At 55.8% G+C, this 23,889-nt stretch carries 22 protein-coding genes; 12 read left to right on the forward strand and 10 right to left on the reverse strand.

Annotated elements, in window-relative coordinates; translation table 11 throughout:
* The first annotated feature begins 19 nt into the window (after positions 1–19).
* The 5 genes from ACU4F7_RS11940 (at position 20) to ACU4F7_RS11960 (ending at position 5,384) form a co-directional block, all read left to right on the forward strand.
* Complete coding sequence (locus tag ACU4F7_RS11940; protein WP_481636990.1) at positions 20–448, forward strand: MarR family winged helix-turn-helix transcriptional regulator; 429 nt, start codon at positions 20–22, stop codon at positions 446–448.
* On the forward strand, positions 448–2,118 hold the full coding sequence (locus ACU4F7_RS11945; protein WP_029591609.1) for an MFS transporter: 1,671 nt from the start codon (positions 448–450) through the stop codon (positions 2,116–2,118). Before ACU4F7_RS11940 ends, ACU4F7_RS11945 begins: the two co-directional genes overlap by 1 nt.
* 22 nt (positions 2,119–2,140) lie before the next feature.
* Positions 2,141–3,223: an HlyD family secretion protein gene (locus tag ACU4F7_RS11950; protein WP_029591608.1), complete on the forward strand. Its 1,083-nt coding sequence runs from the start codon at positions 2,141–2,143 to the stop codon at positions 3,221–3,223.
* Positions 3,223–4,605, forward strand: coding sequence for an efflux transporter outer membrane subunit (locus ACU4F7_RS11955; protein WP_481636991.1), 1,383 nt, complete (start codon positions 3,223–3,225; stop codon positions 4,603–4,605). The genes ACU4F7_RS11950 and ACU4F7_RS11955 overlap by 1 nt, the downstream gene beginning before the upstream one ends.
* Positions 4,606–4,730: 125 nt before the next feature.
* Complete coding sequence (locus ACU4F7_RS11960; protein ID WP_481636992.1) at positions 4,731–5,384, forward strand: O-methyltransferase; 654 nt, start codon at positions 4,731–4,733, stop codon at positions 5,382–5,384.
* Positions 5,385–5,476: 92 nt separating this feature from the next.
* Here ACU4F7_RS11960 and ACU4F7_RS11965 read toward each other — a convergent pair whose 3' ends face one another.
* On the reverse strand, positions 5,477–6,304 hold the full coding sequence (locus ACU4F7_RS11965) for a hypothetical protein (RefSeq protein WP_481636993.1): 828 nt from the start codon (positions 6,302–6,304) through the stop codon (positions 5,477–5,479).
* A 157-nt stretch (positions 6,305–6,461) separates the two neighbouring features.
* Positions 6,462–10,364, reverse strand: a complete 3,903-nt coding sequence (gene hrpA / locus ACU4F7_RS11970; protein WP_481636994.1) for an ATP-dependent RNA helicase HrpA — start codon at positions 10,362–10,364, stop codon at positions 6,462–6,464.
* 208 nt (positions 10,365–10,572) lie between these two features.
* On the opposite strand from hrpA, the gene azoR reads away from it, so the two are divergent.
* Positions 10,573–11,178 carry an FMN-dependent NADH-azoreductase gene (gene azoR, locus ACU4F7_RS11975; protein WP_024557488.1) on the forward strand — a complete coding sequence of 202 codons (606 nt, stop codon included), beginning with the start codon at positions 10,573–10,575 and terminating at the stop codon, positions 11,176–11,178.
* Between the two features lie 421 nt (positions 11,179–11,599).
* Positions 11,600–11,923 (forward strand): hypothetical protein, encoded by a 324-nt coding sequence (locus tag ACU4F7_RS11980; RefSeq protein WP_029591602.1) that lies wholly within the window; start codon positions 11,600–11,602, stop codon positions 11,921–11,923.
* Here ACU4F7_RS11980 and ACU4F7_RS11985 read toward each other — a convergent pair.
* Positions 11,901–12,704: a DUF4225 domain-containing protein gene (locus ACU4F7_RS11985; RefSeq protein WP_024557485.1), complete on the reverse strand. Its 804-nt coding sequence runs from the start codon at positions 12,702–12,704 to the stop codon at positions 11,901–11,903. The genes ACU4F7_RS11980 and ACU4F7_RS11985 overlap by 23 nt on opposite strands.
* Before the next feature lie 269 nt (positions 12,705–12,973).
* Positions 12,974–13,741, reverse strand: a complete 768-nt coding sequence (locus ACU4F7_RS11990; RefSeq protein ID WP_048887482.1) for an AraC family transcriptional regulator — start codon at positions 13,739–13,741, stop codon at positions 12,974–12,976.
* A 109-nt stretch (positions 13,742–13,850) separates the two neighbouring features.
* Here ACU4F7_RS11990 and ACU4F7_RS11995 point away from each other — a divergent pair, with 109 nt between their 5' ends.
* Positions 13,851–14,639, forward strand: a complete 789-nt coding sequence (locus ACU4F7_RS11995; RefSeq protein WP_048887568.1) for a sulfite exporter TauE/SafE family protein — start codon at positions 13,851–13,853, stop codon at positions 14,637–14,639.
* A 234-nt stretch (positions 14,640–14,873) separates the two neighbouring features.
* Positions 14,874–16,058 carry a hypothetical protein gene (locus ACU4F7_RS12000; protein ID WP_481636995.1) on the forward strand — a complete coding sequence of 395 codons (1,185 nt, stop codon included), beginning with the start codon at positions 14,874–14,876 and terminating at the stop codon, positions 16,056–16,058.
* A 248-nt stretch (positions 16,059–16,306) separates the two neighbouring features.
* Here the strand turns inward: ACU4F7_RS12000 and ACU4F7_RS12005 are convergent, their stop codons facing one another.
* The 5 genes from ACU4F7_RS12005 to ACU4F7_RS12025 form a co-directional block, all read right to left on the reverse strand.
* Positions 16,307–17,281 (reverse strand): endonuclease domain-containing protein, encoded by a 975-nt coding sequence (locus ACU4F7_RS12005; protein WP_481636996.1) that lies wholly within the window; start codon positions 17,279–17,281, stop codon positions 16,307–16,309.
* A gap of 439 nt (positions 17,282–17,720) precedes the next feature.
* Positions 17,721–18,050 (reverse strand): hypothetical protein, encoded by a 330-nt coding sequence (locus tag ACU4F7_RS12010; RefSeq protein WP_024557697.1) that lies wholly within the window; start codon positions 18,048–18,050, stop codon positions 17,721–17,723.
* A gap of 74 nt (positions 18,051–18,124) precedes the next feature.
* Positions 18,125–18,445, reverse strand: a complete 321-nt coding sequence (locus ACU4F7_RS12015; RefSeq protein ID WP_481636997.1) for a YdbL family probable chaperone protein — start codon at positions 18,443–18,445, stop codon at positions 18,125–18,127.
* A 9-nt stretch (positions 18,446–18,454) separates the two neighbouring features.
* On the reverse strand, positions 18,455–18,640 hold the full coding sequence (locus tag ACU4F7_RS12020; RefSeq protein ID WP_024557699.1) for a YnbE family lipoprotein: 186 nt from the start codon (positions 18,638–18,640) through the stop codon (positions 18,455–18,457).
* On the reverse strand, positions 18,637–21,279 hold the full coding sequence (locus tag ACU4F7_RS12025; RefSeq protein ID WP_481636998.1) for a YdbH family protein: 2,643 nt from the start codon (positions 21,277–21,279) through the stop codon (positions 18,637–18,639). The genes ACU4F7_RS12020 and ACU4F7_RS12025 overlap by 4 nt, the downstream gene beginning before the upstream one ends.
* A 212-nt stretch (positions 21,280–21,491) precedes the next feature.
* On the opposite strand from ACU4F7_RS12025, the gene ACU4F7_RS12030 reads away from it, so the two are divergent.
* Together ACU4F7_RS12030 and hslJ are read left to right on the forward strand one after the other, a co-directional pair.
* Positions 21,492–22,481 (forward strand): 2-hydroxyacid dehydrogenase, encoded by a 990-nt coding sequence (locus ACU4F7_RS12030; protein ID WP_481636999.1) that lies wholly within the window; start codon positions 21,492–21,494, stop codon positions 22,479–22,481.
* A gap of 86 nt (positions 22,482–22,567) precedes the next feature.
* A complete protein-coding gene (hslJ, locus tag ACU4F7_RS12035; RefSeq protein ID WP_481637000.1) occupies positions 22,568–22,993 on the forward strand; it encodes a heat shock protein HslJ in 426 nt (141 codons plus the stop codon).
* On the opposite strand, the gene ACU4F7_RS12040 is transcribed toward hslJ, so the two are convergent.
* On the reverse strand, positions 22,994–23,260 hold the full coding sequence (locus ACU4F7_RS12040) for a putative hemolysin (protein ID WP_029591586.1): 267 nt from the start codon (positions 23,258–23,260) through the stop codon (positions 22,994–22,996).
* A gap of 281 nt (positions 23,261–23,541) precedes the next feature.
* Between ACU4F7_RS12040 and fumD the strand changes: the two genes are divergently transcribed.
* Complete coding sequence (gene fumD, locus ACU4F7_RS12045; RefSeq protein ID WP_029591585.1) at positions 23,542–23,757, forward strand: fumarate hydratase FumD; 216 nt, start codon at positions 23,542–23,544, stop codon at positions 23,755–23,757.
* The last annotated feature ends 132 nt before the right edge of the window (positions 23,758–23,889 follow it).

A 23,889-nucleotide genomic window follows, 5' to 3' on the forward strand; every position in this document is an offset into this window, starting at 1 on the left:
TAACGATTGAGTTTGCCCTGTGGATCACGATCGGCTTTCTTTCTCTCACCTGCTTTATCTGACCGCTCATCACTGGCGCCGCGCGGTTGACAAACGGCTTAAAGGGCTTGGGATGAGCCAGGCAAGTTGGGTCGCCGTCTCGGCGATTGCCCGCCACGAAACGCCGCTCTCGCAAAGCGAGCTGGCGCAGGAGTTGGGCGTTGAGAGCGCCACGCTGGTGCCGCTCCTGAGCCGGCTGGTGGCGCAAGGGTTGATAACGCGCATTACGCCCGGCGACAAACGTAAACGCCTGCTGGTGGCGACCCCCGAAGGTGAGGCGCTGTATGAAAAAGTGAAAGTCGAGGCGGACCGCCTGCGCGAAGAGATCCTCACGCTGATTAGCCCCGAAGACCAGGCCGTCACGCGCCGCGTGCTGAGCCGCCTGCTGCAGGAAGTGGAAAAACAGTAATGCGTTTGCCGAAATCAGACCCGTACGCGCCGCGCGAGTGGCAACCGCACGAAAAGCCGATGCTGCTCGGCTCTCCCTCAACGCCTGTACATCCGATGCCCAGACGCATCGCTTACGGCATCGTTGGTCTGCTGGTCTGCCTGACCGGCGGCCTTGGCAACGCCATGGTGACGGCGAACCTGCAAAATTTACAGGGAACCTTCGCCGCCTGGTCGACGGAGATAGCCTGGCTTCCCGCCGTCTATGTGATGACCAATATTTCCATTAACCTGTTGCTGGTGAAGTTTCGCCAGCAGTACGGGCTGCGGGCGTTTACCGAAGGTTTTCTGGTGCTCTACGTGCTGGTCACCTTCTTCCATCTGTTTGTAAACGATCTCTCCTCAGCGCTCATGGTGCGCGCCGCCCACGGCATGGTGGGAGCGGCCCTGAGTTCGCTTGGCATTTACTACCAAATCCAGGCCTGGCCCGCGAAGCACCGCCTGAAGGCGTTGACCATTGGTATCACCGGTTCGCAACTGGCGATTCCCATCGCCCGGCTCTTCTCCTCCGAACTGCTGGAGCTTGACGAGTGGCGCGGGCTTTATCTCTTCGAGCTGGGGCTTGCGCTGATTTCGCTCGCCTGCGTTATCGCGCTGAAGCTGCCGCCAGGCGACCGGCGCAAGGTCTTTGAGAAAAAAGATTTTCTCACCTTCTTTCTGCTGGCGCCGGGCATGGCGATGCTCTGCGCGGTGCTTTCACTAGGCCGTATTGAGTGGTGGTTTGAAACGCCGTGGCTTGGCTGGACGCTGGCGGGCGCCGTGGTGTTGATTATCGCCGCCATCACCTTTGAACATAACCGCACGAACCCGCTGCTGAACACGCGCTGGCTCTCCAGCGGCAGTATTGTGCGGCTCGGGCTGGTGATGGTGCTGATTCGCATTGCGCTGGCGGAGCAGAACACCGGCGCTATCGGCTGGCTGCAGTATGTCGGCTTGCAGAATGAGCAGATGACGACGCTCGCGCTCTCTATTCTCGCCGGCACAGTTTGCGGCATCGTGATAAGCGCGCTGACTATTAATCCGCAAAAAACCGCCTGGCCTATCGTCACGTCGCTGGTGTTGATGGTCATCGCCTCGCTGATGGACAGCCACTCCACAAGCCTTACCCGCCCGAATCAACTGCTGATTAGCCAGTTCCTGTTCGGCTTCAGCAGCGCCTTTTTCTTAGGGCCCGCGACGCTGGCAGCGATTGGCGGCGTCATCGCGGACCCGCGCAACCTGGTGAGCTTTTCGGTGCTGTTCGGCATGAGCCAGAACCTGGGCGGGCTGATTGGCTCGGCGCTGCTCGGCACTTTCCAGACCTGGCGCGAAAAGTACCATTCAAACCTGCTTGCCGATCAGCTCACCACGCTCAACCCCCTGGTGACCGAACGGTTACAGCTTTACAGCCAGCTTTTTCAAAGCCGCATTAATGACCCGGCGCTGTTAAGCGTACAGGCTGCGCAGCAGTTGCAGACGGTCAGCACCACGGAGGCGACTATCCTTGCCTATAACGATACCTATCTGCTGACCGCCACTATCGCCGCGTCAACGCTGCTGTGGATTTTCTGGCGGCTTATCCGCCTGCGCATCGCCGCGCGCAAGGCCCTGAAGCAGGCGATGTCCGCTAAACCTGAAGAGAAGAACCCATAATGTTCACCTGTATGGAGCAGTTATGAGCCAGCAAGACGCTACGCCCGCTCAAACCCCGGAACGCAACAATTTACGCGTGGTTTCCTTTTTCGCCGCCGCCGCTATCGGCATTCTTGGCGTGTTGATTATCCTCTACGCCTGGAAATTGCCCCCTTTCACCCGCAACGTGGAGTTTACCGATAACGCCTACGTGCGAGGCATGACGACCTTTATCAGCCCGCAGGTGAATGGCTATATCACCGCCGTGAACGTGCAGGATTTCGCGGTCGTCAAAAAGGGAGATGTGCTGATGACCATTGACGATCGCATCTACAGCCAGCGCGTGCATCAGGCGCAGGCGACCCTCGCCATGCGCGAAGCGGCGCTTGCGAATAACGTTCAGCAGCGCCGCAGCGCTGAGGCGACTATCGCCCAGAATAAAGCGACGCTGCTTAACGCCCAGGCGCAGTACAAACGCAACCAGGCGGATTTGCGCCGCGTTCAGGAGCTGGCGTCCGATGGCTCGCTTTCGGTGCGCGAGCGCGACGCGTCGCTTGCGAGCGCCGCGCAGGGCAATGCGGGGGTTGAACAAGCCCGGGCGCAGCTCGACGTTTCACGGCAGAATTTGCAGAGCGTGATTGTCAACCGCGCCGCGCTGGAGGCGGATGTGGAAAACGCCAAAGCGGCGCTGGAGCTGGCGCAAATCGATTTGCAAAACACGCGGATTATCGCGCCGCGCGACGGCCAGCTTGGGCAGATAGCCGTGCGCCTTGGCGCCTATGTTACCGCCGGCACGCATCTGACGTCGCTGGTGCCGCCGCAGAACTGGGTTATCGCCAATATCAAAGAGACGCAGCTGGCGAACCTGCGCATCGGCCAGCCTGTCACCTTCAGCGTGGACGCGCTGCACGGCGAGAAATTCCAGGGGCGCGTACAGAGTATCTCGCCAGCAACAGGCGTGGAGTTCAGCGCCATCACGCCGGATAACGCCACCGGCAACTTCGTAAAAATCGCCCAGCGCATTCCGGTGCGCATTGAAGTGCTTGGCAACAATGAACAACGCCAGCGGCTGCGCCCCGGCATGTCGGTACAGGTGCATATCAACACCGGCGAGGAGGCGGAGTAATGCGTCGTCTCTCACAGGTTGCGCTCGCGCTTCTGCTGGCGGGGTGCCAGAGCCCTGAAGTGCAGCAGGCTACGCCGTCGCTGCACATCCCGGCCCAGTGGCGCGATGCCGTTGGGCCATCCTCCTCCGCCGAAGGGTTCTGGTGGCGAAATTTCCACGATGTCGCCCTTAACCGCTACGTGGACCAGGCGCTGCGCTATAACAGCGACGTGCTGACCGCCCGCGAGCGGGTGAACGAATATCAGGCGCGGCTGAACGCCGCCGACAGCGCGCTCTGGCCGACGCTCAGCGCAGAGCTGGGCGGCACGCGCAGCCGCTCGCAGTCTGCCGCCACCGGCCTGCCGACGCACAGCACGCTCTGGCGGGGCAGCCTGACGGCGAGCTACGATGTGGACCTCTGGGGAGCGAACCGTCGGGCGAGCGACGCCGCCCAGGCAAGCCTTGAGGCGCAAAGAGCCGCGGCGGCGGCGGCGGATTTAACCGTCGCCTCCTCGGTCGCTTCCGGCTATCTCACCCTGCTGGCGCTGGACGAGCAGTTGCGCGTCACAGAGGAGACGCTGAAGGCGTGGGATGAGGCGTTTCGGCTCGCGAAGCGGCAATATGAGACTGGCTATACGTCGCGCCTTGAGCTGATGCAGACCGATTCCGAGCGGCGCGCCACCCGGGCGCAAATCCCGCCGTTACAGCACCAGATAGCAAGCCAGGAAAATGCGCTCAGCGTGCTGCTGGGCGCTAACCCGGGCGCGGTGGCGCGCGGCGGCGATATCAACACGCTGACGCCGCTTGCGCTGCCTGGTCAACTGCCCTCCACGCTGCTGAATCGCCGCCCCGATATCGTCCAGGCGGAGCGAACGCTGGTGGCGGCGGACGCCTCGCTCGCCGCGCAGCGCGCCAGACTGCTGCCCTCCATTAACCTGACCGCCAGCGGCAGCCTGCAGGACGATACCCTGGCGGGCCTGCTTGATAACCCGCTGCGGCTGTGGAGCATCGGCGGCAGCATTCTGGCGCCGCTGCTGAACCGTGAAACGCTTAACGCGGGGGTGGATGTGGCGATGTCGCAACGCAATCAGGCGCTTTACAGCTATGAATCGACGGTGCGCAACGCTTTCCGGGAGGTGAACGACAGTCTCGACGCCATTCGTCGCTACCGGGAGCAGATGACGGAACTGCAGGGCCAGGTTGACGTGGCGCAGGAGACGCTGCGCATCGCGCAGAACCGCTACAGCAATGGCTACTCCTCTTTTCTTGACGTGCTGGACGCCCAGCGCACGCTCTTTTCGGCTGAGCTAAACCTGGCGCAGGTGAAAAACAACCTGCTGCAGGCGCAGGTCGATCTGTATCGTTCCCTCGGTGGCGGCTGGGGCGGGCTTGCGACGTCGTAATTTTCCATCAGGCGCGGCGAAGCGCGTATTCTTCGCCGCGCCTGACACGCAGCCCCTTTTTTCAGCGCCTTATTCCGCCGCTTCGATGTTATGATTTTGTTAATTCACAACCGAGGAGCCTGACGATGCACGCCAAATGGTCTGCTGTTGATGAGTACCTGGTTAATACCCTCCTACCTGCCGATCCGGTTTTAGATAACCTTCTGTTGCACAATCAGCAATCCAGTCTTCCTCCCATCGACGTCGCGCCTAATCAGGGGCAACTGCTGGCGTTGCTGGTGCAAATTTCGGGCGCGCGCAAGGTGCTGGAGATAGGCACGCTGGGCGGCTATAGCACCGTCTGGATGGCGCGAGCGCTGCCAGAGGACGGCTGCGTCGTGACGCTTGAGGCGGACGCGCATCATGCCCGCGTGGCGCAGGAAAATATTCGCAGCGCCGGGCTTAACAACGTCGAGATTCGCGTGGGACCGGCTGCGGATACGCTGCCCGACCTTGCCGCGCTTGCCCCCTTTGACCTGATTTTTATCGATGCGGATAAACCGAATAACCCGCTCTATCTTGAATGGGCGCTGAAATACAGCCGTTCCGGTACGCTGATAATTGGCGATAACGTGGTGCGCGATGGCGAAGTAACTAACCCTGAAAGCCCGGACGAGCGGGTTCAGGGCGTGCGGAAGTTTATTGAGATGCTCGGCCATGACTCTCGCCTGACCGTCACTGCCCTGCAAACCGTGGGCAGCAAGGGGTGGGACGGGTTTACGCTGGCGAGAGTAAAGTGACGTTGTAACGAATGCCACACTTGAAAACGGCAGGTCGCGCCTTGCTTTAGCACTGACGCTTCCCTGCCCTGAAAGCCGTTGTAACGACGCGCTCAGTAGTAGCGGTATTCGTTCTGGTAAGCCGTATGGTATTGCGTGGTCTTTTTAGGGTACTTTTCTGTCTCCTGGCTGATGCCGGAGAGACAGTTTTGCTGCTCATCCCATTTTTTGCACGTATCTACCGTGAACAGCACGCTGTAGGGGTGATTGGTTTCTTTCTCTGACCGCAGCCAGAGCCCTTTTTCATCCCAGATGGTTTTTCTGATTTCTTTACCGCTGGCGGCGCGAACCAGCCGCCCCTTCTCGTCGTACTGATATTCAATGGTTTCTTCAAAGAATTGCAGCGTGCTGTGAGCAACGGAACGCACAACCCGGTTGGCATCGTCATAGTCAAAGTGCGCTCGCGTTTCGCCCGGACGTTCGTCAAGCGTGAACTGCTCTACGGCATCGGTAATACGCCCCCGTTCGTCCCGGATAAACCGCTTCGTGCTGGACCCCTGGGTCAATATTTTTCCTTTTAACTCCAGCTTTGTTATTTGCGTTTGCTGCCAGTCGCCTGCGTTGTACGCGGTTTCGGTATGCTCGGCCATTTGCGTCGTGCCGTCGTCGCGGCGCACGTCAGCCATGGTATGCGTCAGCACATTGCAGCGCTCGAAGGTCATTTCCGCCTCGATTTGCGCGTTAATATCCTCGCCTTTGCCTTTTACCACCCACGACGCGATTTCCACATCGTCCGGCGAGAAGGCGTTATTGGTGAGGATGAAAGCGTTAGCGCTGTTAATGGCATACTGGGTTTTATCGCAGGCAGGCTCCGCTCTGGCCTGTAACGCAATGCCAGCCCATCCCACCAGCGTCCACAGCAGGACGCGACGATTGTTCATAGTCATTCCTTTTAGACCCCGTCCGGGAACCCGCTTCCCAGGGCCAGTCAGGGTGACATCGGCGCGGCGGGAAAAATCTTTACCGATTTAAGGGGCGTTTTGCAGGGATGGGTAAGCGCAGCGCCACCCACCCGTAAAGCCAGAACCGCGGACTATGCTAGCCGCTTATCTGCTCCATCGCCTGCAATACGCGCTTGTCGGAAACCGGATACGGGGTGCCGAGCTGCTGGGCGAAGTAGCTCACGCGAAGCTCTTCTATCATCCAGCGGATCGCCTTGACATCCTCATCCTCGCGCCGCGCTGGCGGCAGCTTGTTAAGCCACTGCTGCCAGGCCTGCTGCACGGCGTCCACTTTCAGCATCTGCGCGCGATCGCGGTGCGGGTCGACAGCCATCTTCTCAAGACGTCGTTCAATCGCCTGCAAATAACGCAGGGTGTCGCCCAGACGGTTATAACCGTTGCCGGTGACAAAACCGCGATAAACCAGCCCGCTCATTTGCGCTTTGATATCGGACAGCCCCAGCGCCATCGTCATATCCACGCGCCCTTTCAACCGCTTGTTGATGTTAAACACGGTGGTGAGGATCTGCTCTACCTGCTTTGCGATGTCGACTACCGTGTCGTTGAGCTCTGCGCGCACTTTATCGTGCAGCGCCGCGAACCCTTCTTCCGTCCACACCGGCCCGCCGTTTTCGGCAATCAGCTTATCCACGCCGCAGGAGATGCAGTCGTCGATAAGATCAAGCACTTTGCCGTAAGGGTTGAAGTAAAGCCCAAGCTTCGCCTTGTTCGGCAGCTTCTCGTGCAGATATTTGATAGGCGACGGAATATTCAGCAGCAGCAGGCGGCGCAGGCCGCGCCACATGTTGGTTTGCTGCTCGAGCGGGTTATCAAAAAGCTTAATCGCCACGCTGTCGCGCTCATCCACCAGCGCCGGCCACGCCTTGACGCGGTAGTTGCCGCGTTTTTGCTCGTAGCTTTCCGGCAACTGGCCGAAGCTCCAGATATGCAGGTTGCTCTGCTCGATGCCGTCATCCGCCACGGCGGAGAGCGTCTCCTGCACTTTCTCTTTCAGCCCGGTTTTTAGCGCCTCAAGCGAGCGCCCTTCCCGCAGCTTCTTATTATTTTCATCCACCACCCGGAAGGTCATTTTCAGGTGATCGGGCACCTGATCCCACTGCCAGTCATCGCGGTCGATGGTCACGCCGGTCATGCGGCGGAACTCGCGCTCAAGGCTTTCCAGCAGCGGCAGCTCAAGCGGCGTGGCGCGGCCTAAAAACGCCTCGGCGTAGTTAGGCGCGGGAACGAAATTACGCCGCACTGGCTTTGGCAGCGACTTAATCAGCGCTACCACCAGCTCGCGGCGCATGCCCGGCACCTGCCACTCAAAGCCCGCCTCTTCCACCTGGTTTAACAGCGGTAGCGGAATGTGCACCGTTACGCCGTCGGCGTCGGCGCCCGGCTCAAACTGATAGGTCAGGCGCAGCTTCAGGTTGCCCTGATGCCAGAAGTTAGGGTAGTCGAGCTTGCTGACTTGCTCTGCCCCTTCCTTGATGAGCATGCTCTTTTCAAAGTTGAGCAGATCCGGCGTTTCACGGCTCGCCTTTTTCCACCAGCTGTCGAAGTGGCGGGCGGAAATCGCCTCATGGCTGATGCGCTGGTCGTAAAACTCAAACAGCGTGTCGTCATCGACAAGAATGTCGCGGCGGCGGGATTTATGCTCCAGCTCTTCCACTTCCGCGCGCAGCTTCTGGTTCTCGCGAAAGAAAGCGTGACGGGTCTGCCAGTCGCCTTCCACCAGCGCATGGCGAATAAACAGCTCGCGGCTGAGCGCCGGGTCTATCTGGCTGTAGTTAACTTTACGCGCCGCCACGATCGGCAGGCCGTAGAGCGTCACTTTCTCGCTCGCCATCACCGCGCCCTGCGCCCGCTCCCAGTGCGGCTCGCTATACGAGCGCTTAATCAAGTGCCCGGCCACCGGCTCTATCCATTCCGGCTCGATGCGCGCGGCGATGCGCCCCCACAGGCGGCTGGTTTCCACCAGCTCTGCGACCATCGTCCATTTGGGCGGCTTTTTAAACAGACCGGACCCTGGGAAGATGGCGAAACGGGCATTGCGCGCGCCGGTGTATTCCTGCTTATCGGCGTCTTTCATGCCGATATGCGAAAGCAAACCGGTGAGCAGCGCAGTGTGTACGGCGCGGTAATCTGCCGGCTCGCTGTTAACCGGAATGCCAAGCTCTTTCACCACCTGGCGCAGTTGGGTATAGATGTCCTGCCATTCGCGCACGCGCAGGTAGTTCAAATAATCGGTGCGGCACAGGCGGCGGAACTGGTTCGAGGAGAGCGCTTTTTGCTGCTCGCCAAGGTAGTTCCACAGGTTCACAAACGCCAGGAAGTCGGACTCTTTGTCGTGGAAGCGGCGGTGCTTCTCATCAGAGGCCTGCTGCTTGTCCATCGGGCGTTCGCGCGGGTCCTGAATGGAGAGCGCCGAGGTGATAATCATCGCCTCGCGCACGCAGCCATGTTTTTGCGCTTCCAGCACCATGCGCGCCAGGCGCGGGTCCACCGGCAGCTGGGAAAGCTGACGGCCAAGCGGGGTGAGCTTATAAACCGAAGCCTGTTCATCGGTCGTGATCGCGCCCAGCTCTTCCAGCAGGCGCACGCCGTCCTGGATGTTGCGCTTATCCGGCGCTTCGACGAACGGAAACGCGGCGATATCGCCAAGGCCCAGCGCGGTCATTTGCAGAATGACGGAAGCCAGGTTGGTGCGCAGAATTTCCGGGTCGGTAAATTCCGGGCGCGAGAGGAAATCATCTTCTGAATAAAGCCGGATGCAAATGCCTTCGGAAACGCGTCCGCAGCGCCCTTTACGCTGGTTGGCGGAAGCCTGAGAAACCGGCTCAATCGGCAGGCGCTGCACTTTGGTGCGGTAGCTGTAGCGGCTGATGCGCGCCGTACCCGGGTCAATGACATATTTGATCCCAGGCACGGTGAGCGACGTTTCCGCCACGTTGGTCGCCAGCACGATGCGCCGCCCGGTATGCGGCTGGAACACGCGGTTCTGCTCGCTGTTAGAGAGGCGGGCATAGAGCGGCAGCACCTCAGTATGCGGCAGATTGAGCTTCGTCAGGCCGTCGGCGGTGTCGCGAATTTCGCGCTCGCCGCTCATAAAGATGAGAATATCCCCCGGCCCTTCCTGCCCCAGCTCTTCCACGGCGTCGAAAATGGCCTGCAGCTGGTCGCGCTCGGTGTCATCCGCCTCTTCAACAATCGGCCGATAGCGCACCTCCACCGGGTAGGTGCGGCCGGAGACTTCGATAATCGGCGCGTTATTAAAGTGGCGCGAGAAACGCTCCGGGTCGATGGTCGCCGAGGTAATAATGACTTTTAAATCCGGGCGGCGCGGCAGCAGCTCGCGCAGGTAACCGAGCAGGAAGTCAATGTTCAGGCTGCGCTCGTGCGCTTCGTCGATGATGATGGTGTCGTACTGCATCAGCAGGCGGTCCTGCTGAATTTCCGCCAGCAGGATGCCGTCGGTCATCAGCTTGACCATGGTGTTGTCGCTGACGTGGTCGCTAAAGCGCACCTTGTAGCCGACGCAGCCGCCCGGCTCGGTTTGCAGCTCTTCGGCGATGCGGTTCGCCACCGTACGCGCGGCGAGACGGCGCGGCTGGGTATGGCCGATAAGCCCTTTCAGGCCGCGGCCAAGCTCCATACAAATTTTCGGCAGCTGCGTGGTTTTACCGGAGCCGGTTTCCCCGGCGACGATAACCACCTGGTGGTCGCGTACCGCCTCAAGGATCGCCTGTTTCTTCTGGCTGACCGGCAGGTTTTCCGGGTAGGTAATGGCCGGGCGCGCCGCTTCGCGCAGCAGGACTTTCCCTGCTGCTTCGTCTATCTCCTGGGCGAGCGCGGCGAAAAGCGCCTGCTGAGATTCAGGATTTTTAACCTTCTTTGCCCCGTGCAGGCGGCGCGAGAAGCGTGATTTGTCCCGCAGCATCAGCGACTCCAGACGAGACGTGAGTGCGGAAAGGGTCAGATTTTGTTTTTCCATCATCGGGTTATGCGGCCTGTGCACGGCCTGTCAAATCAAAGGAATTCATTAAGCGTAGAGTACCACACTGCTTTCAGGTGCGCCTTGTTCAATAATTTCGAACATAGACTTCGATATATTGCGCTATCACTGCAATCGGTTTGTGAATAGAGTTGTGTTTAAGCAACGGGGGCAACGGCCCTGACAACCAAATCAAATAAAGGAACTACCCATGAGCAAAGTACTCGTTCTGAAGTCCAGCATTCTGGCAGGTTACTCCCAGTCCAACCAGCTTTCCGACTATTTTGTTGAGCAGTGGCGCGAGAAGCACGGCGCGGATGAGATTACCGTTCGCGACCTGGCGGCTAACCCGATCCCGGTGCTGGATGGCGAGCTGGTAGGCGCGATGCGTCCGAGCGATGCGGCGCTTTCTCCGCGTCAGCAGGAAGCGCTGGCCCTCTCTGACGAGCTAATTGCTGAACTCAAAGCGCACGATGTGATTGTTATTGCGGCGCCGATGTACAATTTCAACATCCCGACGCAGCTGAAGAACTACTTTGATCTGGTCGCCCGCGCGGGCGTGACCTTCCGCTACACCGAAAACGGTCCGGAAGGCCTGGTAACCGGCAAACGCGCAGTGATCCTCACCAGCCGCGGCGGCATTCATAAAGACACCCCGACCGACCTGGTGGTACCGTACCTGAAACTCTTCCTGGGCTTCATCGGCATTACCGATGTTAACTTTGTCTTCGCCGAAGGCGTGGCGTACGGCCCGGAAGTGGCGGCAAAAGCGCAGAGCGACGCAAAAACCGCTATCGACAGCCTGGTTGCCGCATAAGCCGCAACCCTGCTTAAAACCGCCCCGCCCGGGGCGGTTTTTGTTTTCTCCCCTTCCTGTATCTCATGGTGTGGTGATTCGCTATCACCCTGTGAAGCAGCGTGAACCAGCCCCCCCTTCCGAAGGCTCAGTCATAGAAGACTCGCGCCCTTGACGGTATTCCTGACACCGAAAACGATAACCCTGCGCTGTGGCTGTCGGGTAAGCACACGGTATGTCATCGCGCTGAAAATCGTGGGTGAAAGACGCCTGAAGAGGAATGGACCAAAAGCTGGCAATCTGCAGCAAAAGAACTCCGGGAAAGCTGAGTTGCTCCGGCTGCGATATCATCCGTTATTCTGGCGGTCTGTTAATGCTGTGTTGAATTCGTACCGTTGGGCATTAACCCCGTATATACTTTTGCGACAAAAGGGAGAGCAAGATGACCATTAAAGAGATAGATTTACGTAATGCCGGTTTCAGTGAACACGACATGGAAAACCTGCGTAGCAGGCTGAGCGAGGGTGGCGGGACGATGGAGGATCTGATCACTGCGCTTTCCCGTCGTTTCCGGGTTTCGGTATGGGTAACAGTCGCCCTTGTTCTGGTTATGTCAGCTGCGCTCATCAGTGGCAACCGGACGCATATCATCTCCGGCGGAATAAGCGCAGTGATTGTTCTGGCTATTACCTGGGCTACATTTCCAACGTCTCTTGGCATGAAAGCCAGCCGGTTACAGAAATCTATTTCCCACCAGGATCGATAGACAATAAATCGAGCGCCACTCTGGCATTAATGCCCCATCCTGCAATTTTTAAGGCCATGACAGGACGCGGAGTGCCGGAAACCTTGCGGAAAAAATCGGGCCTGGTCCAGTACCATAGCCGCTGCGCCTGTGGTTTAAGACGCAGGCCATACGCGCCGTATACTTCACTGACGAGTGTTACTGCTTTATAGGCACCCAGCCCCTGCTGACGGCTGAATCCAAGAAATTCTGCCACTTCCATCGATCCGTCCGCGAAAATTCCTTCTGTCTGCCTGTCATCAAGGAAGGTGCGGGCAACTGCACGTGAGATAGTATTAAAACCGTTAACGACAATAACAGCCCCGGCCACTACTCCCAGGGGGTTCATGGAAGACATCATGACAATTCCGCCAAAGATTGCCACGCCAGAAACAACTACATCTACAGCAGAGATGATGTAACCGACGATTTTATTCTCGTCCCGGACAATTTTTACCTCGGCATAGAGCTTTGCATATCCTGTTTTCAGCGCGCGGGATTGTTCAAGAAGGCTGTCATTTTCGGCCCGGAGCGCTTTTATGCAGGCCATACATTCGTCATCCGTTTTCGCTCGTCGTGCCGCTTCAAACTGGCTCATGATGACGGACTTAATTTCGTCGACAAATTGCAGACGTGAAAGCCCGTCCTGCAGATGTATGGCGGCCACTGTATTGGCCGTGTTAACGAGTTTTCTGGCTTCAAGATTAATCATTGTGTCTGACCATGCGCGCTGGTTCTGGCCAGGGAACAGGAGTATGTCCATTTTTTCTCCTCACTTTTTTGTCTCGTTAATCATATTCCCGATCGGAAAATTGACAACCTCGCTGTGTCTGTTCACTGCAAGAGAGGTGTGCGGACAGAACCACTGAATACCGCTATGCGGCATTCCGTCACCTGCTTATGCCGAACAAATAAGTCTGGGCAAAGCGTGGCGGGACCCGCCGAAGACGCCAGCCTGTAGCGATTACCCCCTGCTCTGCTGGTCCGCTTTGAGCGAGAAGCGTACGTAATGAATGCGTAGCGCTTCTGAGATTAAGTCGGGTGATAAAATGAAGGTGGCTGGCCCGTAACGCGTCGGAACATTGTTGCGAAGGATGAGGCATTGTCGTAACCAAGAAAAAGTGCAACTTCATTCACTGGTTTACCTGTTATCAGCAACGCCAATGCGCTGACGACACAGGCTCGCTGGCGCCAGGCGGAAAATGACATACCGATTTGCCGCAGGAAATGGCGGCGAAAGGTACTGGCGCTCATAAACAGCGCACTGGCCCACCGCTCAGCCGGGTCGTGGATAGACGGGGCGATTAAAAACGCCTGACATAGCGTCAACAGGGCCGGATGCTGCGGCAGCGGAATATCGAATTCGCGAACCGGCATTGCCGCCAGTTCCAGTAACATCAGATTTACCAGCGCACGATCGCGTGCGCTTTCATACAGCGGTGGCAAATCAACTGCTTCAAGCAATAACTGACGTAACAATGGCGATACGCTTATCACTTCACAGCGACGGTGTTTGATAAACCCCGTCACGCATGCGGGTTCAATATACAAGCTACGGGTAGTGACGCCCACAAACCGGACGGCGTGCGTCGTGTCGGGTGGGATCCATACCGCATGCTGTGGCGGAACCACCCACTCTCCGTTACGGGTTGAGACGTACATCAGGCCCGTTGCGCCATACAGCAGCTGTGCGCGGCGATGTTTATGGGGCGGCAATGTAAATCCCTGCGCATAGTCATTACCTAACGCCACCACGTCACGGTCGAGCTCATCCACTTCGTCAATTTTTACGTTACGCACATCTGCCTCCGTCTGAACGATTTGCAAAGGTAATTGAGCGCAGCGCAAATGGGAAGCAACGCGCTTGCGGTATAAGCTGCTGGCTCATTTTTCAGATCGGGACATTATCTTGAACGATATCGTAATCATTGCGCTGGCAGGCTTCACTACCGGCGTCACTACGGTGCTGTTTGGCTTTGGTGGGGGCTTCGTGGTGGTTCCCTTTGTTTACCAGTTGCTGCGGCGCCAGCCTGAACTGACAGGAAACGCGATGCATATCGCTGTTGCCACCTCAACGGCGGTGATGATATTTAACGCGGGCTGGGTCAGCTATCGAAACTGGCGGGCCGGTAAACTATCATCACAGACGTTGTTCCCGTTGTTATGGTTTATTGCCATCGGCGCTTTTTTAGGTTCCTGGCTGGCGGGAATGTTGAGTGAGGGTCTTGTTCGCGCGCTGTTTATCCTTTACATGCTAGTGACAATTGGGGATTGTCTGCTGCGCAAAGGTTTTTTCAGTGGTACAGCACCGCGTCGCCTGTCGCCTTTTATAACAACAGGCGGCGGAATAGCGATCGGCATGATTGCCGCGTTACTTGGCGTGGGCGGCAGCGTTATGACAGTACCACTGCTGCGACGACATGGTTACGCGATGCGTGACTGCATCAGCGCAGCCAATCCGCTTTCGTTGCCCGTGGCGCTGTGTGGCGCCGTGATGTATGCAATTATCGGTTGGCACACTATTCCCGGAAGCGGGTTTATAGGGTTTATAAGTCTGAAAATTCTGTGCATTCTAATACTGTCGGGCTGGGCTGGTATTGTTTTTAGTCGCAGGGCTATTCCTGCTGTACCTGATACTTTGCATGCGCGAATATATGTGCTGCTACTTTGCCTGGTATTCCTGGCGATGCTTCTTTGAAGCAATCAACATATTTCGGCTACTTCTGCGAATAACTTCAATTTTCTATAAACGCTCCTTCTGGCACCCAGCAGCGCTGCCTCGGGTCTGCTATGAGCGAAAAGCGGAAGTTGACGTTTATCATGTCACTTCACTGACTCCGGAGATAGAATTGTTAGCCAAGCCTTGGGAATTAGGTCGATACTAAGCTCTGGGATACATTTTCAAACATCTAAAAAATAGGAGTCTCTATAAATGGGGGTTTTTGATGAGAATCACAAGAAGATATTATCTGCATTTATGACATTAAAAAATAAATGCACCATTCTAGAAAAAGCCACTTTTTATCAGCTCTATGTTTTAAATTGTAACGACTTCTCATTTGTTTACGCAAATAGCTTTTATTCGGAGATGAGAGATATATGCGACCTTTCAATCCTTTTTATGATTAACGAAGAAATTTCTAATGCGACTCGGGGACAGTTATGCAAAAACTTACTGTCTGAGCTTTTAGTCGAAAATCATCTTAGTGACACAGTGAGTTTTAATGAAAAAAATATAAAAATCAGTGCGGAGGATTTTAACTATTCTTTGGTTGACATTCAAAAATTGATGAGTGAGCGTGTGAATCAGATTATCGGGAGCCATATGCATGATTTTAGCATATCGGCTTTTTCGGCTTTTGAAAAATGGATCAGCACTCTTTATTCCTGCTTCTCATCAGAACTTGATGAGCGGTATTATAATAGCAGGTTAGCCAAGGCAAAAAAACTCCTCGATGCTTACGTAAAGGCTACAGATGACCAATGCAAAGATAAAATTGTTGAGCGCGTGCTGAAACTTCACGGTACATACATATCTTTCCCGGATAAGCTAAATGCTATTTTGAAGATGATTGTGCCAAACAGTTATCCACGAGATCTTTCTAAAGATAATCAGATTATAGAATTCCTCCGAATACATCGCAACACAGTTCACAATGGTGGTGTACATCATGGAAAACCCATCTCGGTTGATTACTACGATACAAATTTCTCAATGACGCCTGGCAAGCCGCTTAAAAGCAATGACTGGGTGCAGTCTATTGAATTTACTGGAGAGCTTGTTGATATATATACCAATATTGTCGACTCAATCTCTGGTTTGCCTCCGGAGGCATACTGCTCTTTCCAGGAAGACGAAACTGCACTTTTTATCCTAGAGCGAGTTTTGAGCGATTATCGCCATTCCGATTTGAAAGATAAAAAACAAGATCTGCAATTGATTAATTTCTTGGAAAGGAAATTCAACCTAAGCAATGAAGCAGCAACTAATTTCATGACTTATCTTCGAGAAATCATTGACCATCTCTCCCCGGAGCAAGAAGTCAATATTTTTGACTTGTTGACTAACGATCTAAGGAGGCCATATTCACCCACTACTCCGACTCAATCTGCGTGAGGGCCCAACAGAAGAAATTCGCATATTCATAGTAAACCTGAGAAGGCTCAATCTGGATGGCTGGTTCTGACACATAGCTGCCCAACTCAGGGCTTAAAGGGCGGCTATGAGCGAGAAACGGAAGTCCGAAAATGCTCTGCAACTGATATACATAATATATTTTTGTATTCTGATTGGAAAATTAATAATCATTTATTTTGGAGGGTTTTAAATAAGATCCGCGAAAGCTTTCGAGGATCTTGATTAAATTACATTTCGTGATTACACAACCCCATTGATGCACCTATGATGTAATAGAGATCTTGCCACCGAACATATACAAGCTCGCTACCAACATATGATGTATCTTCATTTCCACGTCGCAGTAACTTACCATTTTTTAGGCTCTTAAATTCATGGCTCCCAATTTTCTCAAGTGTAAGTGTTGAAGGAAGAACAGAGCGAAAAGGTTCGATATAAACAGTGTCATCCCCAACCAACATAAACTCATCGAATAGGTGAGAAAAATTCACCATATGCTCGCCTAATGTTAAAGAGTATAATTCATCTTTAATGAGGTTAATGCTGATTTCGCCTTTATCATATTCTTTAGTCGTTTTGTCTAAGTGTTTAATCTCATCTTCATATTCTGGAGGATAAAAAACCAATGCAGATATATGCGATTTTTCATGAAGCCATTCAACGGCATGAGGGAGTAGCTCATCAAGGCTAACAGGCGAAACATTCCTGTTGGGAACATCTCCATCTTCTTTTAACTGTTTACGTAGCCTCAAAAAGCTACTAGTTTCTCTGCAAATAAAAGGATAGTCGATATACATGACACGATACTTTGCTGGTTTTCTTTGCATGATCTCCATGTATGTGTTCCTCACATCTAAAACACATGCATTACAATCATTAACAATTTGGCGTCCAGTAAACCTAATTAAAGTAAACCCAGCTCTTGTAAGATATCTCTGTCTTTTAGAATCTTTGTCAAGTTGTTCTGGACTAGAGTGATAATCATGCCCATCCAATTCAATTATCAAGCGCGCATCCATCAAAATAAAATCAACACGGTAACGAAAATGCTTACTTTTATCACCAAACCATGTTTCATTTTCAATTAAATCAGCAAAATCGCCTAGTTCTTTTGTAAATTCATCCTCAATATAGGAAGGAGGTCTATTTCTATACCAAGATGGGCCTTCACCTGTTATCGGTCTACCTATGTTAGGTTCCATGTGTATTCTGTTTCCTAAAATTGTTCGTCAGGATAAATGTATATTACTAATAATGAATTTAAAAGAGATTTGTGATAACAGGACTTCATCACGATTGGAGTTTTACCCAATGACTCCTAATTAACTTAGGAACAAGTATTAATGTCCGCTCCTGGCACAAAGCGGACATTACTTAGTACTGCACGAACAGGCATTCAGGGGCCAGATGATATTGCCTTTCACGCCTTGGCGAAAAAGCGCCGTACGCCCGGCGTGGCCGGTTACAGTGCAAAGATTTTGCCTGTCCAATCCCCGCCCTGATGAGCCTGAATCCGCGTTCCGCAATGAAGACGTTTATCTAACCCCGTCTAACCCGGTGAGCGCGCTTTACGCCGCTTGCGGTGTAAAAACGTGATTTTGGGCCTTAACGGCGGCAGCTTGCTGCTAGCGGGTAGCCGCCTTACACCACCGTCCAGGGCGTTTCATCCAGCGTAAAAACCAGCGCGTTATCACGAACTTCATAAGGCACGGTGTAGGTATGCGGGTCGTGCATGTTCCGGTCGCAGCAAGGTTCAAAATAGTGAATCATGCAGCGGAAGGTAAAGCGACGCTCGTCCATCGCCGTGACGTCGAATGTTTCCGGCTGATAGGCATAGCGCATATCTTCCGGGTATTCAGACATGACAAACTTGTTAAACAGCGCCGCGTTTTCGCGCAGCAAGCGCGCCAGCGAGGCCGTGTCGTTCGCCGCCGCGCCGTTAAGCGGCAGGGTATAGGTTTGCGTTGCCATGGTTGTCTCCTCCTGTCTGCCCTCAGCCTGACACAGATTGCGGATAACGTCTGTTATCCCTGCGGGGTAAGGGCCTATTTCTTCAGCCACTGGCCGTTGAGGCCGCGCACGTACTCGCCAGGCCGCGCGCGGGCGACCAGCTTCTCGCCTGCCATTTTCGCCACGTCATCCACCGGCAGATGGTTGCTGTCCGCCACCTGCTGGTAGCTTTCGGCCCTCGCGGCGTTGATGTCTTTCACAAGCGTCAGCGTTTCGCTGTCCTGCGCGATGGGGGCCAGGTAGCCGCTCAGCGTTTCGCCCACCCGCCCTTGCTGGCGCGCCTCCTCCAGCGTCAGGGCGAACGCGGGCGGCGTGAGCATCAGCATCGCCAGCAGAAGTAGCGCTTTTTTGGCCATATCGCCCCCTCAGAAGAGATCGCTGCGGTTTTTCAGCAGCGCTTCGACATCTTTATCCACCTTGATATGGATCTCATGTTCAATTTTAACGTTCATATTGATGGTGATGGGCTCTTCAGGCGCCGCCACCTCAATACGCGGCGTGCAGCCGGTTAAAAGCGCTGCGGGCAGCAGCGCCAGCATCATTATTTTCATTTTTCTTCCTCGCATACCGCACCCGCTGGCTGACACGGCGCGCCGGGAAGCTGCGCGTGCTGCTCAAGCCAGGTCTGTAAATTGTCGCCAAAGCGCAGGCTGCGCCACAGGGTAAAGAGGTTTTCCTGATGGCGGTAATTAAGCCTCACGGCGTTGCTTTTCCCGTTCACGCGGCTGGTGCCCTCCAGCTCCGCGCTCATCGACAGCACCCCGAGATTATCCAGAGTCAGCGTCGTCCATGAGTGTGAAATCTCCATGTAGCGCAGCCAGTTTATCGCCGCGCCCGCCGCCACGTTGTCTTTCGCCATTGCGTCCGCCATCTCTTTATCGAGGCGCAACGTGAGCGGACCGGGGCTGGTAAGCCAGCCATCCTTGATTATCCATCGCGGGTTTTCCAGCCACAGCGGCAAGGCGCCGTTAACCGCGCCGGAGAGCGCGACCTGCTTCACTTTGGTGGCGGTGATAAATTCGCTGGCGGAAAGATTGTGCAGGCGCAGCAGCGCCGCGTCGTGCTGCGGCATGCGCAACTGCTGTAGCGAGATTTGCCCGCCCAGCATATCGACGCTGACGTTGCTTAACAGCAGCGGTCGCGCCTCGCTCCAGGGGTAGCTGCCCTGTAAATCCGCAGTGACGTTGCGCGCCGTGACCTGGCTTTCGATGTCGTCTATGCGCAGCCGCACCGGGCCGCGTGCGCCAAGCTGCCAGACGGCGTCGCGGTAGCGAAAGGGCAGCACAAAATCGACGCCGTTGATTTTGTTATCGGTGGTCCAGGCGCTGCCCTTTTTCACCACGCCGTGGCCGCCCGCTTCAAAGCCCTGATCGCCCGCGGCGGAGAACGCGACCTGGGCGTAAAACTGCCCGTCGCGCAGCGCCATTTTCCAGTCGGGCGGAATGAGCGGCTGAAACACCGCCAGCGGCTGCGCCGGCCACCACGCCTGCCCGCGCAGACGAACGCCGTCCCAGCGGCCATTCACCCGCACCGGGCCTATCGACTGCGCGCGCAGGTCGCCTTTGAACTGAAACGCAGTCGGGCCGCTGCCATTCACGCTGAACGTTAAGGTCGATGGCGGCAAAACGCTGCCGCCGCTGAAGGTTGTTGGTCCGGCGTCAAGCTGTAGCGCGCCGCTAAAGTCCGTGGCGGCGTCCTGCCGCTCCCAGCGCACCGGCGAGGTGAGCCGCAGGCGCGGTTTGCTCATCAGCATCGCGCCGTACTGCAGCTTGTCGAAACCGGTCGTAAGCTCGCTGAGTTCGATAACGCTGTCTCGCCACTCGCCCCGCCCGGCCACATCCCAGCGCGCCCGCATTGGTTTGAAATTGCCCTCGCCCCAGTAGCGCCAGCGCCACACGCCCGCGTCCGGCAGGAAATTGTCAGCGCGGCCATCCAGGTGTAGCGCCATCTCTCCCATGGCCTGCTCATGCGCGCGCAGGATAGCCTGCAAACGGCCGTCTACGCCCTGTGGGGTAAGCTTTACGCCCGCTAAAGGCCAGCGCACTTCGTCGATATTCAGCGAATCGATAACCCGCCCGCGTGAGCGCAGCAGCGCGCCGGGTTGAAAACGCACCTGCGGAGCAAGCAGCGGACCGCTCAGGTCAGCAGGCAACATCGCGTAAAACACCATGGCGTCCTGCTTGGCTTCGCCGGTAATGCGCAGCGGCATCTCGCTCTGCGTCATGCTTAAGCGCCCCGGCCCAAAGGTCATTACCGCGTTGCCTTTGCCCGCCGCGCCTTCCGTCAGCACGTTGATGCGCCCGCTAAGCTGCGCGCCCTCCAGCCCTGCGCGCCAGTTTTCCGCCTTAAGCGCCACCCTGCCGCTTAGCGGGAGCCCCTGGTAAGGCCAGCGCCAGCGCCCGTCGCTCAGGGTGAACGTTTGCGCCGTGAGGGTCCAGGGGAGGTCGAGCAGCGGGTCGGCATCGCCTGCCGCGCTTATCAGCAATTGACCGCGGTTATCTTGCCACTCCAGCTCCGCCTGGGCCTCCTGAGGCGCAAAAGGCAGATGGAGACGGGCCACGGTGCGCCCCTGGGTCGGCAGGCCGTCTGGCACCAGCGGCAGGGTAAAATCGCCCAGTAGCGTAATCGGCGGGATAGCGTCCGCCACGTGAAGGTTCAGTTTTGTTACGCGCAGCGCCTGCCCCTGCAACTGCGCGTCGAACGCAATGCTATCGCCTGCGAAACGCAGGCGCTGACGCTCAGGCGTGAGGCTTGCTTCCAGCGCGCCGGCGTACTGCGGCCAGGGCGTGAGCGTCAGCTTTTTGATAGTGACCCAGCTCATCGGCAGCATCGCCTGCCATTCGGCGAGCGTGCGCGGCGCGGCGGGGTTTTCATTGCCGGCGGGCATGTCGCTGAAGCATTCCGGGTTAAGCGTTAAGGCATCAACATTAAGCAGCCAGCGGCTCGGGTGCGTGAGAATGGCGTTATCCACTTTAGCCAGTTCGCAGTCGCCTGCAAGGTAACGTAGGTCGGGAAGGATAATGGCGTGGCGGGTCAGGCGCGGGGGCTGCTCCAGCGCAATGCGGGTGCCCGGCGGCAGCCAGATGCCAGCAAAGCCGGGCAGCCAGTAGCCCACCGTAAACACCAGCGTTAATGGTAATAAGATAAGCAATAGCGCTAAGGCGATAGCCGCTCTGTATTTACCCTTCATGGGCCGTTAATATCCTGATTCTTTGATAAAATTACGCGCCAGAGCGCCGTATTGTGTCAGTTTAGCCGCTGCAGGTGAAGCCGACCGTCATTGAACTAAACTATTATGCTTAAAACAGCGATAAGCGCCTGAAATATTAATTATTTTTTAAACTTTGTAAGATTATTTTAACTATGCTACCGTGAATGCAGTACAACACTGGAGAAAGTCTTATGAAACTGGCCGTCTACAGCACAAAGCAGTACGATAAAAAGTACTTGCAGCATGTTAACGAAGAGTTTGGCTTTGAAATTGAATTTTTCGACTTCCTGTTAACGGAAAAAACCGCTAAAACCGCCAACGGCTGTGAAGGGGTCTGTATTTTCGTTAACGATGACGGCAGCCGTCCGGTGCTGGAAGAGCTGAAAAAGCATGGCGTGAAATTTATCGCGCTGCGCTGCGCAGGCTTTAATAATGTCGATCTGGACGCGGCGAAAGAGCTGGGAATGCAGGTGGTGCGCGTACCGGCCTACTCGCCTGAAGCGGTTGCCGAACATGCTGTCGGCATGATGATGTGCCTTAATCGTCGTATTCACCGCGCCTATCAGCGCACGCGCGACGCTAACTTCTCGCTGGAAGGACTCACCGGTTTTACGATGTACGGCAAAACCGCGGGGGTTATCGGCACCGGGAAAATCGGCGTGGCGGCGCTGCGCATCCTGAAAGGTTTCGGCATGCGCCTGCTGGCGTCCGACCCTTTCCCCAGCGCGGCGGCGCTTGAGCTTGGCGTGGAGTATGTCGATGTGGATACGCTGTTTTCCCAGTCGGATGTTATCTCCCTGCACTGTCCGCTCACCAAAGATAACTACCATCTGCTGAATCGCACCGCGTTTGAGAAGATGAAAGATGGCGTGATGATCATCAACACCAGCCGCGGCGGGCTTATCGACTCGCAGGCCGCCATCGAAGCGCTGAAGATGCAAAAAATCGGCGCGTTGGGCATGGACGTGTATGAGAACGAGCGCGACCTCTTCTTTGAAGACAAGTCTAACGACGTGATTCAGGATGACGTGTTCCGTCGCCTCTCCGCCTGCCACAACGTCCTGTTTACCGGCCATCAGGCGTTTTTAACCGAAGAGGCGCTAATCAGCATTTCTCGCACTACGCTTGAAAACCTGCGCCAGCTGGAAAAAGGCGAAGCTTGTCCAAACGCGCTGTACTGATTTTTAAGAATATATCCGATGATTTCGCGTCAGCTGGCAGGCAGACTGGCGTGAATCATTGATGATGTGAATATCAGGGAGGCGATATGAAAAAATACGTTGCGCTTGCACTGGCTGCCGTTGTCCTTGCGGGATGCGCGACGCCAGGCCATAAAGCCAGAGTGACGGCACAGCAGCTGGTTCACCACCGCTACGTGCTTTCTACCGTAGATGGCGCGCCGCTCGACGCCTCTACCCGCATGCCGGAAATAAGCTTTGGCGAGAGCCTGCATGTTTCAGGCAGCATGTGTAACCGCTTTATGGGCCAGGGCGAACTGCACGGCGATGTGTTGAAGGTGAAAGGCATGGCCTCAACGCGGATGCTCTGCGCCGAGCCACGCCTGAACGAGCTGGATACGCTGATTGGCGAAATGTTGACGCAGGGCGCCAAAGTAAGCCAGTCGCAAAAGACGCTGGTGCTGGAAACCAGCCAGCATACGCTGACTTATAAGCTGGCGGATCTGGTCAACTAATCAGTAGTTGCCGCAGCTGCCTGAGGCCAGGGCGCTTTCACTACAGCGTTTACCGTTGGGCAGCGCGCACATGCCGATAGCGGAACCATCTAACTGACGCGCGATGGAGAGCGACCCGCCCACCATTGCGCAGTTGGCCTGCCCGGAGTCGGACATCGCCGCACGCAGGCCAGGCGAAACGTGAGCCGCCGTCGCCTGCTGTTCGGGTTCGCTACTGCATGCCGATAAAACTAACGCGGCACATCCCACTAAAAACGCTGCACGCATGATTCTCCCCTTTCGATGACCAGAAAAACTCCAGCATCATAGGCCACCTTGACCGCCAGCGTCGAGCCTCGGATCGCGGCTTTTGCCCGCTTAAACACATTTTTTAGCAATTTTACTTCTTCCGCCGTTTCGCTTGTTCACGCGCGCAAGATAAGGCGCGAGAGGCGGAGTCTGCTTTTTCACGGCGGTGAACAGGCGCCAACGGGCTGATTTCTTCGCTGTTTAGCTTTACGCGTCGCGGATGTTATGCTGCCTGTAAACCCCCATAAAACGAGGCGGATATGGACAAAATACGTAGAGATGAAGAACTGTATCAGGAAATGTGCCGGGTGGTGGGCAAAGTGGTGCTGGAGATGCGCGACCTCGGCCAGGAGCCTAAGCATGTTGTTATTGCGGGCGTCGTGCGTACTGCCTTAGCGAACCAGAAAGTGAAACGCTCTGAGCTGACGCAAGAGGCGATGGAAGCGGTGATCCGCGCGTTGGGGTATGAGGTTTAGCGCGGCGTGCTTGTTTCCCTGATAATTTTGCGGTTTTTTTTACCATCTGACTGACACAGTACACAAAAGCGAAAATGTCTGGCCTGGCGGTTTGCTAAAATTGAGGTATTACGACAGGGTGCGTCGCCGTAT

It is taken from the genome of Franconibacter pulveris (assembly GCF_056780215.1).